We start from the raw sequence: 18973 nt of genomic DNA on the forward strand, positions 1-18973 counted from the left end.
TTACTTAGTGGGCAATGCACATAGGGGTATTAGCGACAGGGTCTTGAATGACTCGTGCATCAAGCGAAAATACATCTTTAAGCAGGGCTTCGGTAAAAACGTCATGCGGTGTGCCTTGAGCGATAAGCTGCCCTTTTTTGAGTACAACTAAGTGGTCACAGTAGCGGCATGCCTGATTTAAGTCGTGTAATACGACGATAACCGTTTTTCCTTTGTTGTTCATCTCGCGCATGATTTTCATCAGCTCAATCTGATGAGAGAGATCCAGGTAGGTGGTTGGCTCATCCAGCATAACAATATTGGTGTCTTGCGCCAGAATCATCGCAATCCAGGCTCTTTGCCTTTGTCCTCCGGATAATGATTCAACCGTTTGTTCTGCTAATTCTTCAACACCGGTTTCTCGCATTGCGCTGGAGACCATTTTCTTGTCATGTTCTCCCAACTTACCCCAGTGTGAAAGGTATGGTGAACGACCGTACTCAACCAAGCGTTTTACCGTTATTCCCTCTGGCGTTTCTAATACCTGAGGCAATAAAGACATTTCTTGTGCCAGGTGTTTGTCTCGGTATGATTTCAATGCTTTTTCATTAAGCAGAACCTCACCGCTAGTGGGCATATTAATCCGGGCTAACGTTTTCAATAACGTTGACTTACCACATCCATTTGGGCCGATAAGAGCGGTAATTTTGCCTTTTGGTAGCGTGAGATTTAGTTCTTCAATGATGACCTTGTCACCATAAGAAACTTTTAAATTATTTGCAGCTATCATCACCAACCCTTGTAACGTTGCAATAAAAAAATGAAGTAAGGTGCGCCAATCAAAGAAGTTAATACACCAGCCGGAAGCTCCAAAGGAGGGTGTATTCCCCTCGCTAGCGTATCTGATACCAACACCATGAATGCACCAAGTAAGGCAGCACCGGGCACAAGTAATTTGTGATTGTGACCAAACAGCATTCTTGCTAAGTGCGGAGCTAATAATCCGACAAAGCTAATCGTGCCGCATACAGACACACTGACACTGGCAAGAATAACGGCACTGATCAGTGAGAGTAACTTGATGCGTCTCGGTTTAATGCCAAGTGAGGTCGCGCTATCTTCTCCAAGCCCCATGACATCCAGACGCCAGGCTAACCAGCAGGCAAAAGGAACCATCATAGCGAGGGTTATCCATATAAAGGGCACTTGCTCCCAATTTCTCCCCCATAGGCTGCCCGTCAACCAAACCATCGCCGTGTTGATTTCTATTGGGTGTACCACCATTAAAAAATCAATCAAGCTGGAAAGAAACGCGCTGATAGCGATACCGATTAACGCAAGTCTCGCCGCAGTTGGCTGTACTTTGTAACCAACGAGCAGAATCATACCGGCGGACGCAAAACCTCCGATCAGAGCGGCCAGCGGTAAATAATGTGTGGGCGCCTGTGGAAACATCACTAATAAGGTGGTTGCCGCTAATCCTGCGCCAGCGCTAATTCCCATCAAATCGGGTGATGCGAGCGGGTTTCGGATCACACCTTGAACTAACATGCCTGATAACCCGAGGCCTGCACCAACGCCGATAGCGAGAAAAATACGTGGTAAACGGTAATGATTGATGATGAATTCGAATTCACCACCGTTGAGTAGGGTATATGAGACCTGCTTTATCGAAATATCTGATGCACCAACAATCAAGCTGAGAATCGCTACAAGCAAGAGTGAGGAAGAGAGCAGAGTTAGTTTTACATTGTTCATGAGGCTTTACTCCGCATGGCTAAAAACACAAAGCAAGGCGTTCCGATCAGTGCAGTAATTACGCCGACCGGAGTCTCGGCCGGAAAAGCAATCGCGCGCGAAAAAGCATCTGCCCAAACAATCAGTGCTGCACCAAGTAATGCACTCGCTGGAATGAGTGTAATAAAGTTATTGCCAACGAGTCTTTTAGCGATATGAGGAACGAGCATACCAACGAAGCCGATTGGTCCCGCGACGGCAACGCTGGAGGCCGTGAGTAAAATGACGGCGATATAAGTCAGTCCTCTCGTGAGCTTAATATTGATTCCCAAACTGGTCGCAACGTCCGAACCAAGCGCAAGGAGATTGAGCTGTCTCGCGACAAATAGAGAAATCCCTAACCCTAATACGCTGGTCGGCCACAATGTGTTCCATTGTTGCCATTCGACTGAAGAGAGGGAGCCTGCCAACCAGCTAATGATGGAATAGGCTTTGTCATCGGCCAAGATAACCGCTGCTCTGGTGACTCCGACAAGAAGTGCATTGATGGCAATCCCTGCTAGAACAAGCTTGAGAGGGTGAGGTCTTGCTGAAAAGAAACCGCCCAGTGTTAATACGACTGCACCACTGAGAACCCCACCAATTGAGGCTATTAATACACTCGGCATATTCTCTAAAAAGGGGACGCCGATACTTGCCAGCGCCATTAAGCAGGCGGCACCAGCATTGATTCCCAAAATGGAAGGAGAAGCGAGCGGGTTTCTGGTCAGCCCTTGCATCATCAGCCCTGCAACGGCGAGGTTCGCGCCAATCACCAGACCCGTTAATACTCTTGGCATTCGAATTGATGCAATAATTTGTTGCTCGATGCTCTGAGGGTCAAAGTCAAATAGGTACTGGTAAATATGGGTGGTATTAATTGGAAAACTCGACCAGCCGATAAGAGAGTAGCAGGCCCCTACAACTGATAACGAAATCAAAGGCATCCAGAGATAAAGAGTGGAGGGAAAAATTCGCATGGATTACTACGTATAAACTCTCAGGCCAAAATGCTAATTGGGGCCTTTAGGTGAAGAAAACTTGAGTCAGTGTAACCATTATGATAATCACAATCAATTACACTACCGCATTGGATTTCCTTCTGCCTACGACTATTCATGTTAGAGCCCGGTAACAGTGTTAAGGAACAGATAGCTGTTTCCTAAAGAAAATAGCCTCAATCAATGAATTTTAACTTGTATTGATAATGATAATAATTATTATGTTCAACCTTGCATTTGTATCTAAATGTGAACAGACGCAACAAAATAATAATGCATTTATGCGCAATGAAATTTATCAAATTGAGCCGTTTTATGAGATTTGCAGCAAATACCATCACCAAAAGTTTACTTATCGCAATGGGAGTTAGTTCCTACGCTGTCGCCGGGAAAAACGTGGGTACAGAGGAGGCTGTAGACGAAACAATCGTCGTTGTTGGCCAACAAAATTCTTATCTGAACCCTAGAGTTACAACAGCAACAAAAACGGACATTGACCCGTTAGATACGCCACAAACGGTTAATATCATCAACCAACAGTTCTTACAGGATATCCGAGCCACCACGTTAGATGATGCATATGGCTACACTACTGGCTTGACGCGTTCTGGTGTCGATGCGGACGGCTTTACTTTGCGTGGAATGCCTGCGGATCTTAATACGATTCAAGTTAATGGATTACCTGGTCTTGCTTCTCGCTTTGGATCGCCGACGACAGCAAACGTTGAGAGAGTAGAAGTGCTAAAAGGCCCCGCTTCTATCATGTACGGACAAATCCAACCGGGTGGTATGGTTAATATCATCACTAAGAAACCTCAAGATACGGCTTCGTTTGTTTACGATATTTCCGCGACATCATACGCGACAGGCGTGAGCGAGTTTGGTGAAGATAACGGATTTACTGGAACAATTGATGCGACAGGGCCGCTTAATGCGAGCAAAACCTGGATGTATCGACTGATTATCAGTGGAGAAAACGCCGACTCATACCGTGATGATGTTGATCAACAGAATTACTATTTATTCCCGACGCTGACTTACCGCCCATCGGAATTAACCGAGCTTACCTTTGGTTTAGAACTTCAGTCAGAACACCGAGTTGCGGACGACGGCCTGGTGGCACTGAACAACGATATAGACCAAGTGGCTTCGATTGATACGCACTACCAGTCGTCTGATGATACGGATGAAGATGAAGGGTTAGTGGCTTTTGCCAGTTACAACACCCTGCTGAGCAACGGTTTCGACTTGACTGTCGATTGGCGCAGTGTGTGGCATGAGGACTCTCGTGATCTTCATGAAACAAGTGATGTGGTTGATTCGACTAGCCTGGTAAAAGTACGGGATCGTGACCAGGTTAATAAGCGTGAATATCACTTTGTTGATGTTCGTACCACAGGTAGCCTTTGGGTTGGTGATGTTGAGCACCAGATTCTTTTGGGCGGTAATGTTGGCCTAGAGAAAAGAGATTTTCTGCGTGAGACCTACGCGACGACAACAGTAGACTTTACTAATCCCCAAGATGTAACCGTAAGAGATCAAAGTGCCTATAAAGTGGATCACCGAATCACTGATTACACAAACTACGGTTTATACATGCAAGATACCGTGTACCTGACAGATAAATGGACGGTAATGGGTGGGGTACGTTACATGCGCCAAGATGTCGATTTTGATTATGTAAGTAAGTCGACGGATGACACTCAGTCCACAGACGCCTTCGTCTCTCAGGCAGGTATCGTATATAAAGTCGCAGAGGGGACCTCTCTGTACACCAGTTATGGCGAAAGCTTCAATCCAAATAGTGTCGAAAAGAAAGACGTTAACGATGATGCTTTTGACCCAGAGGAAGGACGTCAATATGAAGTTGGCGTAAAAACCGATCTGTTGAGCAGCAACAGTAACTTAACGATTGCCTATTTCGATATCAAAAAATCCAATGTTGTAGATAAAAACAGCAACGGTGATTACGAATTGCTTGGTGAAGTACGCAGCACTGGCGTAGAAACAGAGCTATTTATGAAGCCGCTAGAAAACTGGCAGGTGAAGCTAGGGTATGCGTATGTTGACTCTGAAATCTCAGAAAATCCAGACGCTAGTATCCAAGGAAGCCGTACACCTATGACCGCGTACCATGATGCTTACTTCTGGACGAAATATAACTTCCCTTACCAAGTTGCAGGTGGAGTGGTAGGAACAACGTTTGGAGCTAACTATGAAGGTGCGCGTTACACGAGTGAAGATCCATCTGATCGCGTCGAGCTTCCTGCTTATGTGACCGTTGATGTTGGTGTTCACTATGAAGTAAAAGACTATCGTCTATCTTTGAACGTGGCGAATCTGCTCGATGAAGAATACTACGTTGGTGGGACTGACAGTCATCGTTTGTACCTGGGCGATCCACGTAATGTTACCTTGAGCGTTTCAGGTAAATTCTGATGGCATTCATGCGCTTACTAGGTATTTTGCTTGTACTGTGCGCTTGCACGGTACAAGCCGAATCGGCACTGGAAGACTCTGTACCTAAAAGAATCGTCGTACTGGAATACTCTTTTGTCGATGCTTTAGCGGTCGTTGGTGTTTCACCTGTCGGTGTGGCGGACGATAAAGATCCGAGCAGAATCATTCCACAGGTGAGAGAACTCATCGAACCTTGGACGTCTGTTGGTATGCGTTCACAGCCTAATCTAGAAGTTATTGCTCAGCTTAAGCCAGATTTGATTATTGCTGACACTTACCGTCACAAGATTAGTCTGCATGATTTGTCTCAAATCGCCCCAACCATTTTACTTAAGAGTCGAGGAGAAACGTATCAAGAAGGCTTAGAGTCTGCGTTAGCCATTGGCAAAGCGGTTGGAAAAGAGCGTGAAATGAGAGCACGCTTGGCTCAGCATCGTGAGCTAATGGCATCCTACAAAGGTAAGTTTAAAGCCATTGGAACGGTTCAGTTTGCCAACGTTAACGAGAGAGGTATGTGGATGCATGGGCCTTTGTCTTACACGGGTAGTTTATTAAGCTATCTAGGCCTTCAACCCGCACTTCCAGATCTTAAACAAAGTCACTTGATGGAAGCAAATCTGGAGGTTTTGCTGAAGGTGAATCCCGATTGGCTTTTTTACAGTAAACAGGCTGGTGATACGGTGTTAGATAACTGGCAGAAGAGTCCACTTTTTAACCTGTTAAAATTCAACAAAACCGATCAAGCGGTACAAGTCGCTCCGGAACTCTGGTCTCTCAACAGAGGCATACTTGCCGCTGAGTCCATAGCAAAAGAGCTTGATGTGATAATGGAAAAGGCTTAGAGCTAGCAGGGAGGCCGAAGCGGGGGCCTGGAGCATGTTTAAGTCTCCCGTCATCCTGAACAGCGACGAAGGAGCGTGATTCAGGATCTCGTTTCCGAGCACTTTATGATTAAAGTTATTTCATAACTGCTCAGCGCGCTGATACTAGATTCCTAGTCTCGCTAGGGCTCGCTGGAATGACCCAGAGAAAAATCGTTAAGCAATTGGCATTACTTATTTCTTAGCAGTCTTTTTACTAAATGTAGCGGAGTTTGGGGACGCCCAACTAGGGATTTAGAAATCCCGTTAAATTTTCACATAGGTTAAAACGAAGAAAGCCTGTTGATTTCTCAACAGGCTTTCTAAATGTGGCGGAGTGCTGGGGTTGCATCCAACTAGGGATTTAGTACAAATCCCTTTAAAACTATAGAAACGAAAAAGGCCACTAATTGCTTAGCGGCCTTTTTACTAAATGTGGCGGAGAGATAGGGATTTGAACCCTAGATACGCTATTAACGTATGCCGGTTTTCAAGACCGGTGCTTTCAACCACTCAGCCATCTCTCCGTTGTTGAGACGCATAATATAAGGCTTTGAAAACCTTGTAAACCCTAAATCTATTCGTTCGAGTGTTTACTGTTCAATTTTGTGTTTTTTGTTGATTTAGTGAACAAAAAGCCCTCCGTTGGAGAGCTTTTTGCAGTGGATCAAGTAAAAATAATATTAATTACTTTTGGAATAAAAACGCTGTAGCTCAGTTAATCCTTGCATCAGTACCGGCATTTTCGGTGCTTCATCACGCAGACGCTTATAGTCTTTGTCATAGAGCTTATAGTTGCCAAATTTGTCGATGACCGTAGTTTGTGTGCCAGTTATTAACGCCAATTCGCGGGTGTCACCTGCGAGAATCCAGCGTCTACGGCTTTCATCGAATAAGTTGCGCCCGCTACTGTAATCATAAGGGTTAGACGACACACCCAGCATGTCTTGTAACAGAGTCACCGAAAGATCCAGGTGGCTTGTACTATGGGTAAAGTCACCTGCCAGTTTTCCTGGCCAATGAATCACCATCGGTACTTGCAGCTGGTAACGGCTGTAATTGCTGTTCGCGCCCCAGCTGTTCGTGTTCGTTTCATTAAACTCACTTCCGTGGTTTGATGTGACGATAACGATAGTATTCGTCAGTAAGTGAGTCTCTTTTAGTTCATTAATGATGCTAGCAACTGTGCTATCAGCCGACTGAACCGCGAATTCATACGCTTTTTTGAATCGCTCACTTGCCGGTATTTCTTCATTATTATTCGACGGGATTGACTCAAAGTTATCTACTGCTGTCACTTCGATATAGCTAAACCACGGTTGCTTCGCGTTTTCGACTAACCAAGTGTTCCAATCTGAAATGGACTGTTTATCGGTATGGGCTTGTTTGCCATCAAGATCATTTGCCAGATTCAGACCTCTAAAAATAATTTCCGAATAAAGGTCATCTTCAAAACCGTTCCCACTGAATAAGCCAAAGCTATAGCCCTGATTTTTCAGTACATCGAGCAGAACGGGTGCAGCGCCTTGTGACTGTATGCTAGAAGCGTAGCTGCTAGGTAATCCATAGAACAAACCAAAAGCACCATAGGTATCATTGCTTGAGCTGTAATGATTGCGGAAATTTTGATTGCTCTGTGCAAATTCATAGAGATTTGGCATCTCTTCTTGATTTAACGCATCCGCGCGTAAGTTGTTCACGCTGATCATCAAAACATTGAGTTTGTTGACGCGGCGGTTGAACTCAAGTTTTTCCAGCGGGTAATTGACAAGCTCAACGTTGCCTTGGTTTTCAGCAAGACGCTTTAGGTACTCTTCACGATCCAGTAAACCGTGTTTTTCCATAAAGCTTTTCGCTGTCATTGGGTATGACAATGGGAAGTTAGCTCTCTGGCTGGTTATTGGATTATAAAAATATGCATCCGCCCAAATGTAAACCAAATGGCTGGTCATAAAGCTTAAGAAAAACAAAATGGCTAAAGGGCGGCCAACGTGTTTATGAGACAGCTTACGCTGTTTTCGCCATACCCATTCAGACAGGGCTAGTTGGATCAAGAATATGAATGGCATTACAACAAACAGATGTTGCAGATCCGCACTCAGGCTACTCTTATCCTCGCTGAACAAAAGCTCCCAAACCACAGGATTCAAGTGCAAGTTGATCGACTGATAGGCTTGAGTATCAATTAATAGTGTCGTTTGTCCAACGGTGGCGAAAATCACTGCCACCAGGCGGAATAATTTCCGAGATGGCAGGACAAAGGTCAACGGAAATAGAACTAACAAGTAGAGAGCAAAAACAAGAAAGCCAAAGTGGCCAACCCAAGATATCGCCAGATAGAACTGACCTAGCAATGTTTCAGGCCAAGGCGATTGAACAATATAGCGTGTGCCTATCAACATCGAAGCCACGATGTTGAAGAATGCAAACCAATGTCCCCAACCTACCAGTCGAGATACACGTTCGCCGTATGAGTTTCCGCTGTCTACCATGTATGTGTCTAATTATCCGTTATTAATGTGTTTTTGGTGTTTCTAATGAAGACATCAGTGCCTGAGCAAATTTTTCAGCAATCACTTTGCGTTGTGAAGCGGCAACACGTTGATTTAAGACATTGGTTGCGATATTTCCGGCAATCATTAGCGTTAACTCAGGAGAAGCTGCATGTTTTTCAAGAACTAAAGCGACTTCTGCAAGAATTTTCTCTACTTGTTCGTCAGTATATTTAGATGTAATCGGCATAAAGACTCTAATAATGATAGTAAAAGCGGCTTATGATAACCTACAATGCCCATCAACTAAAACCTTGTAGCAAGATAAAATCACTATGAGCCTTCATCTTTCAAACGTAATTTTGCATCAACTGTGCAAAAATGATCAGGACGAACTGATTGTTAAACTTCGTCCGGCATCACTAGAAAACGATGCATCTACTGAAAATCTCGTCGCGGAGCTTCACCGAGTATTCCATTCTAAAGCTGGTAAAGGTTTTGGTTCTTTCCAGTCAGACAGCGAATTTCAATTTTGGCTTCAAGAAATGCGCAAAGGTGAGCGAGATTTTTATGATTTCTCACAAATTAGTGCAAATCGACTGAAAGAAGAGTTGATTAAGTATCCATTTGCGGATGAAGGGATTTTAGTATTCGCGGAATACCAAAGTCTGGCGACCAACTATCTTTTTATTGGTATTTTGCCAATGAATCAAAGTCTGAAAGTCACAGAAGGGCTAGACATTAGCGCTACTGACTATTTAGACATTTCCAAAATGGATATCGCGGCACGTGTTGATTTGTCGAGCTACGAAACAGACAAAGAATCTAAACGCTATCTGTCATACATCAAAGGTCGAGTTGGGCGAAAAGTTGCAGACTTTTTCCTTGATTTTCTTCAGGCTGATATTGGATTAGATACGAAACAGCAAAACTTGGTATTGATGCAAGCAGTAGACGATTTCTGCGCTGATTCAAAATTAGAAAAGCAAGAAGTTAACGAGTACAAAAAGCAAGTTTACGACTACTGTAACGAGCAGATCAAATCAGGTGAAGAAGTACAGATCTCTGAGCTTTCTGGAGAACTTCCATCTAGCCAAGATGGCACAAGCTTCATGGACTTCACCAAAGAGCAAGGTTACGAGCTTGAAGATTCATTCCCAGGTGATCGTGCGACCGTTCGCAAACTGACGAAGTATGTCGGTGCTGGCGGCGGCTTGAACATCAGTTTTGACAGCCTGTTGCTGGGAGAGCGTATTTTTTACGATCCAGAGACCGATACGTTAACGATTAAAGGTACGCCACCTAACTTAAAAGATCAGTTAAGTCGTAACTAACCTAAGTTAACTTTTTCAAATTGACGTTAAGAGAGCCACTGGCTCTCTTTTTTTGTATTCAACCGTTACAGCTAATGCGCACATTATGGTATATCCTTGTTATTATTAGAATTATGAGAGGGAGCTAGAGTTGCAGCAATTGAAAGCGGGGATTAGGCGATATGTTTGGTTATTATTTGCTTTGTGGTGTGTATTAGCGGTAGGCATCTGGCAAGTGTCCAAGCAAACCATTCAAATGATCTCAACCGTCAACGAATTGGGAAGCAAAGTTGAAGAAGTTCGTAATTTCTTTAACTTCGAACTGCAATACCGTGTACAACATGTCGATCAAATCTCTCTCAAATTACAGCTCGTTTACGCCGTTCGTATTCAGCTGGAGCTTAAGTCCTCTGAGGGGATGATACCAACAGATTTAACGCCACTGCTCTATTCTACAGACCGATTTTTAGAAAACGCGCACGCGTTTATTGCCAGTGACAGTGAACTGAACGTATTAGCAGAGCAACTGCGAAAAAGTCGTACTTTGGAAAGTAACTCAGAGCAGATTGATAACATGTACTATCGCTTGGGAGCTTTGGTATTGGAGTCTATTTTCAGTGATTCTGCCACCAATGCTGATACTTACCGCGAACTCGATTCCCTCTTTATTGAATCGGATGCACTGGCTATGGATGAGCGAACGGCATTTCAGCGTGGACTCGCTCAAACCTCAAGCGTGTTAGCTGCAAATGCGCAAGGTCGATATCTTGCGGCACAATTACTCAAACCGGATTTAGCAAATCAGCTTGCTACAACCTATACCCTTTTAGAAAAACTGTTGCTAAAGCTTTTGGCGTTGCTGGGAGTAGGCAGCGGATTCTTTCTTGCGATGGTAACTTGGGCCGCTTACGACAAAAGATCAGCCAAAAAGCCAGTCGTTCCAACTTTGCCTGAAACCCAACTGGAGCCCATTTCTACCAACGCATCTTATCAAAAGAATGAAGTTCGAGAACTCGCGACTGAGTCACTGCAGAAAAACGTTCCAGTTGAGTTTGATGAGCCATATATCGATCTTCCTAAGATGCTCGATTATTTATCCGGAGATGAAGGTGCAGTTCGTATGCTTTTAGAAGTGTTTATTCAAGATCATTCGGATGATGGTACCAAGCTACGTCAGTTATTGAACGAAGACCAAGAGCATGCTCAGCTTATCGCACACAGTCTGAAAGGGGTATCTGGGAGCCTAGGTGCAATGCCACTGCATTACATATCGAGTGATATTGAGCTATTGATTAAAGAGAAACAAAAGATATCAGAGAGTAAGCTTGCTCAGTTGCATCATGTGCTAGAGCAAACGACACTTTTTGCAGAAAGCGTTCTCAACAGTGAAAAGATCTGAGAAACGCTAACAGATTGATATTACTCTGACTTTGGCGTTCATAGGATAAGGTATTCCAAGGTGCTAAGGTATTCAAGACGCCCCGAGCTGGTTTTCAGATAAAAAGAGCGAATTTACGCTCTTTTTATCTGTGGTTCATTTAAGAATGCTTAGGCAGTCTGCTGTTTCAGTTCGCTTTCTGGTTGCTCTGAAGAAGCAGCAACTGGCTCACACTTATCCACGAACCATCCCATGTAAGAGCTGATGATGGTAACAATAATACAGACAAAGCTTAGCCACATGTATGGAGCATATGACAGTGTCGCAACACCCAGAATGCTTGCCATGTAGATGCCGTTGTCGCTCCAAGGAACCATACCAGAGGTTAACGTACCGCCAAACTCCGCGTTACGAGACAAGTTTTTACGCTTGTAGCCTAAACGGTCGTAGTTTTTAGCGCAGATTTTCGGGGTCAAGATAAGCGACACATACATCGCAGAACCAAATACGTTGCCCATGAACGCGGTGCCAATCGTGCTGGTGGCAAGTGACCCCGGGCTCTGTACGCGCTTTTCGAATAATTTAGCAATGGTTTCCAGCACGCCAACTTTATCAAGTAAGCCACCGAAACCCAGGCCAAATACGATCACTGCAACTGAGCTAAGCATTGAAGACATGCCACCACGGTTGAGGATTGAATCGATGAAATCCACACCAGAAGAGATAGAAAATGGTGCCCAAGCCGTATTGAATGCGGTCAGGAAATCCACGTCTTGAATCATAACCGCCCAGATGATTCCCAATAGAGAGCCAAAGCTGATTACAGGAAATGAAGGCATTCGCATTGCGAGTAAGCCAAGAACGATCACTACAGGAACGAATGAGTAAGGCGTGATATAGAATTGTTGTTCCATTGCATTAATCACAGAGTCCACCTGGCTCATATCAACTTGACCCGCATAGTGGAAGCCAAACGCTGTGAACATAATGCCAGTGATGATGTAACTGATAAGAGCGATAGGTAGCATACCTTTGATATGTTCCATCACTTCTACGTTAGACATGGATGACGCAAGAATCACTGAATCTGAAAGAGGGGACATTTTGTCACCGAAGTAACAACCTGAAAGTACTGCACCCGCGGTAATTGGAGCCGGAACTCCTAGACCTTGACCAATACCCATCATTGCGATTCCCGCCGTACCAGCCGCACCCCAAGATGTGCCGGTTGCTAACGCTGTCAAAGAACAGATGATCATCGTGGCAAGTAAAAAGATAGAAGGGTGAATGGCTTTCAGACCATAGTAAATGATGGTTGGAACGATACCACCTGAAATCCACGTGCCGACTAGAGCACCAACGGCAAGCAGAATCAGTACTGCACCAAGGCCATTAGAAATGCCATTTAATGCCGCTTTTTCAAGGTCTTTGTATTGATGACCCAGTCTTAAGCCTAAAAGCATGATAATGAACCATCCAATATACAATGCTAACTGAATTGGAAGGTTTAACTTGGCTGTGAACGAAAATGCCAAAAGAAGAAATAAACCTAACGAGATAAATACCTGTATCAAGTTAGGAAGGCGTGTTGTAACTTGCTTCATACGTGCCTCTGTATATTGTGGAGCGATAGAGGAATGCGCCCCTTATTGTAAGCGCGGCATAACATACATTAACAACGTTTATATTTCGAATTTTTGGTGTCTTATCTTGATCTTGAACGGATTTAACGTTTGCATGTGAAATTTTTATCTGATTTATATTAAATAACCTGATCTAAAATGTTGTGTGGTGTGAATTTTATGTGCTGCAAATGTTGTTAACTCTAAGTCTGGTAAGACCAATCTAGTTTAAGAAGCACTTTTCCTTCGTTGAATTCGTCTTTTTTGGGAACGCAAATACTTAAAATTTACTTCTAATGCGATTTTTCGGGAGAAAACGTTAAAAATTGAGCTCATTTACAAATTAGAGCTTGAGATTTTGCTGTGAAAAATGAACTATGTGGTAGGTTTTATTAATACATGGAGAGTTAAGGCGATGAGAGTTGGTTTAGTCGGTTGGCGTGGTATGGTTGGTTCAGTCCTGATGCAACGCATGGTTGAAGAGAAAGACTTCGATCTAATCGAACCAGTATTCTATAGTACTTCTCAAATTGGTATTCCTGCTCCTAACTTAGGAAAAGACGCAGGCTTACTACAAGACGCGTTTGATATTGAAAGTTTAAAACAACTTGATGCGATAATTACGTGTCAAGGTGGTGACTACACCGAGAAAGTTTATCCTGCACTTCGCCAAGCTGGCTGGAAAGGTTACTGGATTGATGCTGCTTCTACGTTACGTATGGCACAAGATTCAATCATCACTTTGGATCCAGTGAACCTAAAACAAATTCAGCACGGCATCCACAGTGGCACTAACACTTTTGTTGGTGGTAACTGTACAGTAAGTCTTATGCTGATGGGTCTTGGTGGCCTGTTTGAGAAAGGCTTAGTTGAGTGGACGAGTGCAATGACGTACCAAGCAGCTTCTGGCGCTGGTGCGCAAAACATGCGTGAACTGATTTCTCAGATGGGTGTTATCAACGATTCTGTAAGTTCAGAATTGGCGAATCCAGCAAGTTCAATTCTTGATATTGATAAGAAAGTTGCGGATACGATGCGCAGTGCTTCTTTCCCTACCGATAAGTTTGGCGCGCCTCTGGCTGGTTCTCTTATCCCGTGGATCGATGTAAAACGTGATAATGGCCAGAGCAAAGAAGAATGGAAAGCAGGCGTTGAAGCGAATAAGATCCTTGGTACTCAAGGTTCTCCAGTTCCTATCGATGGTACATGTGTACGTATCGGTGCGATGCGTTGCCACTCTCAGGCTTTGACTATCAAATTGAAGCAAAATGTGCCGATGGATGAAATCGAAGAAATCATTGCTACTCATAACGAGTGGGTGAAAGTGATTCCAAACGATCGTGACATCACGGCGCAAGAGCTGACCCCAGCTAAAGTGACAGGCACGATGTCTGTTCCTGTTGGTCGTCTACGTAAGATGGCTATGGGTGATGACTTCCTAAACGCATTCACAGTTGGTGACCAGTTGCTATGGGGTGCTGCAGAGCCACTACGTCGTACTCTGAGAATCATCCTTGCAGAGAAAGCGTAAGATTTCCCTATTTGTGTTTAAGAGAGCTCCTTGTTAGGAGCTCTTTTTTTTACCTTCACCGCGAACCACTCGTTTGTCCGGGTCGGCTAACTCACTTCCACAATGCTTGCAGTATATAGCATCGGAGTCATGACCCGCTTGTGAACAGTTAGGGCATTTGACCAGCACTTTGTGTGATTGCATTTCTTGATGCAGTTCTGCGGTCACGATGCCTGTTGGCACGGCGATGATCGAATAACCCAGTAGCATCGTTATTGAGGCTAGTGCTTTGCCTAAGTTGGTCTGAGGAATTAGATCACCATAGCCAACCGTGGTAATGGTCACAATGGCCCAGTAAATGCTTTTCGGAATACTGGTAAAGCCGTTTTCAGGCCCTTCTACGATAAAAATCAGTGACCCAAATATCGTTACGAGAATCGCAACGGCACTGAAAAATATGAATATTTTCCTGCGAGCCATGAGTAATGAGCGAAGAAGAACATTTGATTCCTGAAGGTAGCGAACTAACTTTAGGATACGGAAGATACGCATTACTCGAAGTGCTCTTATGACGCCCATGAATGAGGCCGAAGGAAAGAACAATACTAAGTACGTAGGCATAATTGAAAGTAAGTCGACAACGCCATAGAAGCTTTTAGCGTAGGCGGCCGGTTTAGGTGAACAATACAGGCGAAGCAAATACTCGATCGTAAATAAGCCTGTAAACGTATATTCCATATACTTGAGCTCTTTTGCCCATTCAGCGCTGACGGTGGGAATAGAATCGAGTACGAGAACGGCTAAAGAACTGATTATCGCAATAATCAAAGCGATATCGAAGGCTCTACCTGCCGTGGTATGGGTGCCAAAAATTGTAACGTAAAGGGTATTTTTCAGAGAGTGAGTCATCATGACAAAGCGATCCATGGTTGAATCGCTCTATCATACAAGCTAATGGAAAATCAGGCTAATCCAGGAAATAGATTGCGTAATCCATTGGCAATAAACTCAATACCGAGAGCACCAAGGATCAGACCCATAATACGGGTGATCACGTTAATGCCTGTCTGACCAAGTAACTTTACGATGTATGGTGCTGAGCGAAATAGCAGCCATGAGCAAAAACAGAAGAAGGCAATAGTAAGCACAATGCCTGTGGTATCCATCATACCTGGGTAACGCGAACCATACACTATGGTAGAGCTTATTGCGCCTGGGCCGGCCATTAATGGCATTGCCAGAGGTACCACACCTATCTGCTCGCGGCTGATATATTCAGATTTTTCCTGCTTGTTCTGTTTATCTTCACCCAACTTACCGCTCATCATTGAAAAGGCGATGCTCATCAGCAGCAAACCACCTGCTACACGAAATGAATCCAGTGAAATACTAAACATATCTAACAACATCTGACCGCCTAAAAGAGCGACAGTCAAAATGATCGCGACAGCGAAGTTAGATGTTGCTGCAATTTTGTTTTTTTCTTCAGGTGTCATATGACCGGTTAGTGATACGAACACTGGCATTATCCCCACGGGATTAACGGCAGCCACCAGACCTAAAAAAAACTGTAAGAAAATCGCTAGCTCAAAAGTTTGCATATTGCGTACTCATAAAAATTCACATTAGTGAAAAACCGAGAGAGTAGTGTATCTAAATCTATGCAAGTAAAGGCTTTCCCTCGCATGATTCGATATTGGGCGCTAAATGTAAGTTAAAACAGCATTGATAAGAAATGAAAAAAACTAACGTATTTCCTATGTTATTTGTGAGAAAAACTAATTTTTTAAAAAACTGTATCTAATCTGAAAATCAAATGTTGCGTGGGGTGCTATTGTTTAACAGCGATGTTTTACACAAACGTTAACATTTGAAAACTTTTGGTTAAAACAAAGGTTGTTTGCAGAGAGGTAAAGCAATTCTATATACTATCAGTAGCACATTAAAATAGGTCTACATGTAATTTTCATGTCTAAAAATGAAACTTTTTTACAGGATGGTGTCGTTTATTTAATTTTTTTGTCTGTTTGCTGCTTTTTTGTTCCATATTTTGTTTGGTTTAAAGTTGTTTGATATCAGTTACTTATGGTGATATTTGTCACTTATGCTACACTTTGGTGGTATTTCGAGAGTGAGAACTGATCCAAGTCAATTTTTTTCATACAGTGAAATATTATACTCAGCCATGAAAACAATTTACTAAGTCGTTTGTTTGTTAAGTGGCTGATTAGCAGCAAAAAGAGATAAGCAATAGCCTTACTAAAAAGTTTTTAATATTTGTTAATTTTAGGAGAATCCCTATGCCTGTAACTAATCTGGCTGAACTTGATGCTCTTGTGGCACGCGTAAAAGCAGCACAAGCTGAATTTGCTACTTACTCTCAAGAGCAAGTAGACAAAATCTTCCGCGCAGCATCTCTAGCAGCTAACCAAGCTCGTATTCCTCTAGCGCAACAAGCGGTAGAAGAATCTGGCATGGGCATTGTTGAAGATAAAGTAATTAAGAACCACTTTGCTTCTGAGTACATCTACAACAAGTACAAAGACGAGAAAACTTGTGGCGTTCTAGAAGAAGACGAAAGCATGGGTACGATGACTATCGCAGAGCCTGTGGGCATCATCTGTGGTATCGTTCCAACCACGAACCCTACTTCAACTGCGATCTTTAAGTCTCTTATCTCACTTAAAACTCGTAACGGTATCATCTTCTCGCCACACCCACGTGCTAAAAACTCTACAAACGATGCAGCTAAACTTGTTCTGGACGCAGCAGTAGCAGCGGGTGCACCAAAAGACATCATCGGTTGGATTGACCAACCTTCAGTAGAACTTTCTAACGCGCTTATGAAGCACGAAGGTATTGCTCTTATCCTTGCGACTGGTGGTCCAGGCATGGTGAAAGCGGCTTACTCTTCTGGTAAACCAGCAATCGGTGTAGGTGCAGGGAACGTTCCGGTTGTTATCGACGAAACCGCAGACATCAAACGTGCAGTTGCTTCTGTACTGATGTCTAAAACTTTCGATAACGGCGTAGTGTGTGCTTCTGAGCAGGCTGTCATCGTTCATAAAGACGTTTACGACGAAGTTAAAGAGCGTTTTGCTTCTCACAAAGCTCACGTACTAAGCAAAGCTGACGCTGACAAAGTACGTAAAACTATCCTTATCGACGGTGCGCTAAACGCGAAAATCGTTGGCCAACCAGCTGCAGCTATCGCAGAAATGGCGGGTGTTAAAGTTCCAGCTGACACTAAAGTGCTTATCGGTGAAGGTCTGGGCAAAGTTGCATACGAAGACGAATTTGCACACGAGAAACTGTCTCCATGTCTAGGTATGTTCAAAGCAGACAGCTTTGAAGACGCTGTTGCTCAAGCGGTAACCATGGTTGAAATCGGTGGTATCGGTCATACGTCTGGTCTTTACACTAACCAAGACGTCAACGCAGATCGTATTCGTTACTTCGGTGACAAGATGAAGACGGCTCGTATCCTAATCAACATTCCGACTACTCACGGTGGTATCGGTGACCTTTACAACTTCAACGTTGCTCCTTCTCTAACGCTAGGTTGTGGTTCATGGGGTGGTAACTCTATCTCTGAGAACGTAGGTCCTAAACACCTAATCAACAAGAAAATTGTTGCTAAGCGAGCTGAAAACATGTTGTGGCATAAACTACCTAAGTCAATCTACTTCCGTCGTGGTAGCCTTCCAATCGCTCTGGGCGACCTAGAAGGTAAGAAACGTGCATTCCTGGTAACTGACCGTTTCCTATTCAACAACGGTTACGCTGACGAAGTAGTAAGCCTACTTAAAGCTCAAGGTATGGAAGTTCAGACTTTCTTTGATGTAGAAGCTGACCCAACACTATCTGTTGTTGAAAAAGGCGCAGCTCAAATGCAGAGCTACCAACCAGATGTGATCCTGGCTCTAGGTGGTGGTTCACCAATGGATGCTGCGAAGATCATGTGGGTAATGTACGAGCACCCAGAAACTCACTTCGAAGAACTGGCAATGCGCTTTATGGACATCCGTAAACGTATCTACAAGTTCCCTAAAATGGGTCAAAAAGCTGAGCTTGTATGTATCACTACGACTTCAGGTACGGGTTCAGAAGTTACGCCATTTGCGGTTGTTACAGACGACAAGACTGGTGCTAAATACCCACTGGCTGATTACGAGCTAACTCCTAACATGGCTATCGTTGATGCGAACCTTGTTATGAACATGCCTAAGTCTCTAACCGCATTCGGTGGTTACGATGCAGTGACTCACGCTCTGGAAGCTTACGTATCTGTTCTTGCGAACGAATACTCTGACGGTCAGGCTCTACAAGCACTTAAGATGCTAAAAGAATACCTACCATCAAGCTACGCGAATGGTGCTAACGACCCAATCGCTCGTGAGAAAGTACACAACGCGGCAACTATCGCTGGTGTAGCATTTGCGAACGCATTCCTGGGTGTATGTCACTCAATGGCTCACAAGATTGGTGCTGAGTTCCACATTCCACACGGTTTGGCTAACGCACTGCTTATCTCTAACGTTGTACGTTACAACGCGAACGATAACCCAACGAAACAAACTGC

General features: G+C 43.8%; 14 protein-coding genes and 1 tRNA gene. 6 read left to right on the plus strand and 9 right to left on the minus strand.

The window, feature by feature from the left end:
* Positions 1–4: 4 nt before the first annotated feature.
* The 3 genes from fecE to WJM94_RS23965 are packed head-to-tail and all read right to left on the minus strand — an operon-like array spanning position 5 to position 2702.
* Positions 5–769: a Fe(3+) dicitrate ABC transporter ATP-binding protein FecE gene (gene fecE / locus WJM94_RS23955; RefSeq protein ID WP_444496655.1), complete on the minus strand. Its 765-nt coding sequence runs from the start codon at positions 767–769 to the stop codon at positions 5–7.
* Complete coding sequence (locus WJM94_RS23960) at positions 769–1737, minus strand: FecCD family ABC transporter permease (protein ID WP_444496656.1); 969 nt, start codon at positions 1735–1737, stop codon at positions 769–771. The genes fecE and WJM94_RS23960 overlap by 1 nt, the downstream gene beginning before the upstream one ends.
* Complete coding sequence (locus tag WJM94_RS23965; protein ID WP_444496669.1) at positions 1734–2702, minus strand: FecCD family ABC transporter permease; 969 nt, start codon at positions 2700–2702, stop codon at positions 1734–1736. The genes WJM94_RS23960 and WJM94_RS23965 overlap by 4 nt, the downstream gene beginning before the upstream one ends.
* Before the next feature lie 369 nt (positions 2703–3071).
* On the opposite strand from WJM94_RS23965, the gene WJM94_RS23970 reads away from it, so the two are divergent.
* Together WJM94_RS23970 and WJM94_RS23975 are read left to right on the plus strand one after the other, a co-directional pair.
* Entirely contained in the window at positions 3072–5195 is a 2124-nt protein-coding gene (locus WJM94_RS23970; protein WP_444496657.1) for a TonB-dependent siderophore receptor, read from the plus strand.
* Positions 5195–6058 (plus strand): Fe(3+) dicitrate ABC transporter substrate-binding protein, encoded by an 864-nt coding sequence (locus tag WJM94_RS23975; RefSeq protein ID WP_444496658.1) that lies wholly within the window; start codon positions 5195–5197, stop codon positions 6056–6058. Before WJM94_RS23970 ends, WJM94_RS23975 begins: the two co-directional genes overlap by 1 nt.
* 454 nt (positions 6059–6512) lie before the next feature.
* Here WJM94_RS23975 and WJM94_RS23980 read toward each other — a convergent pair.
* From WJM94_RS23980 to WJM94_RS23990, 3 genes are all read right to left on the minus strand, one after another.
* Positions 6513–6603: transfer RNA gene (locus WJM94_RS23980), tRNA-Ser, on the minus strand.
* 156 nt (positions 6604–6759) lie between these two features.
* Positions 6760–8568: a DUF3413 domain-containing protein gene (locus WJM94_RS23985; RefSeq protein WP_444496659.1), complete on the minus strand. Its 1809-nt coding sequence runs from the start codon at positions 8566–8568 to the stop codon at positions 6760–6762.
* 22 nt (positions 8569–8590) lie between these two features.
* On the minus strand, positions 8591–8818 hold the full coding sequence (locus WJM94_RS23990; RefSeq protein WP_182008529.1) for a YejL family protein: 228 nt from the start codon (positions 8816–8818) through the stop codon (positions 8591–8593).
* A gap of 85 nt (positions 8819–8903) precedes the next feature.
* On the opposite strand from WJM94_RS23990, the gene yejK reads away from it, so the two are divergent.
* A complete protein-coding gene (gene yejK / locus WJM94_RS23995) occupies positions 8904–9902 on the plus strand; it encodes a nucleoid-associated protein YejK (RefSeq protein ID WP_444496660.1) in 999 nt (332 codons plus the stop codon).
* 130 nt (positions 9903–10032) lie between these two features.
* Entirely contained in the window at positions 10033–11280 is a 1248-nt protein-coding gene (locus WJM94_RS24000; RefSeq protein ID WP_444496661.1) for an Hpt domain-containing protein, read from the plus strand.
* A 149-nt stretch (positions 11281–11429) separates the two neighbouring features.
* On the opposite strand, the gene nhaC is transcribed toward WJM94_RS24000, so the two are convergent.
* The gene (gene nhaC / locus WJM94_RS24005; protein WP_444496662.1) at positions 11430–12863 is read right to left on the minus strand and encodes a Na+/H+ antiporter NhaC; all 1434 of its coding nucleotides are present in this window, start codon (positions 12861–12863) and stop codon (positions 11430–11432) included.
* 433 nt (positions 12864–13296) lie between these two features.
* Here nhaC and asd point away from each other — a divergent pair, with 433 nt between their 5' ends.
* Positions 13297–14412: an aspartate-semialdehyde dehydrogenase gene (gene asd, locus WJM94_RS24010; RefSeq protein WP_444496663.1), complete on the plus strand. Its 1116-nt coding sequence runs from the start codon at positions 13297–13299 to the stop codon at positions 14410–14412.
* Positions 14413–14445: 33 nt separating this feature from the next.
* Here asd and WJM94_RS24015 read toward each other — a convergent pair whose 3' ends face one another.
* Both WJM94_RS24015 and WJM94_RS24020 read right to left on the minus strand, forming a co-directional pair.
* Positions 14446–15318, minus strand: a complete 873-nt coding sequence (locus WJM94_RS24015; RefSeq protein ID WP_444496664.1) for an ion transporter — start codon at positions 15316–15318, stop codon at positions 14446–14448.
* A gap of 35 nt (positions 15319–15353) precedes the next feature.
* Entirely contained in the window at positions 15354–15992 is a 639-nt protein-coding gene (locus WJM94_RS24020) for a YchE family NAAT transporter (RefSeq protein ID WP_444496665.1), read from the minus strand.
* 699 nt (positions 15993–16691) lie between these two features.
* Here WJM94_RS24020 and adhE point away from each other — a divergent pair.
* Positions 16692–18973, plus strand: a 2282-nt coding sequence (gene adhE, locus WJM94_RS24025; protein WP_444496666.1) for a bifunctional acetaldehyde-CoA/alcohol dehydrogenase, incomplete at its 3' end; no start/stop codon positions are given.

Origin of the sequence: Vibrio sp. YIC-376 (assembly GCF_052353105.1) — a bacterium.
Taxonomy (GTDB): domain Bacteria; phylum Pseudomonadota; class Gammaproteobacteria; order Enterobacterales; family Vibrionaceae; genus Vibrio.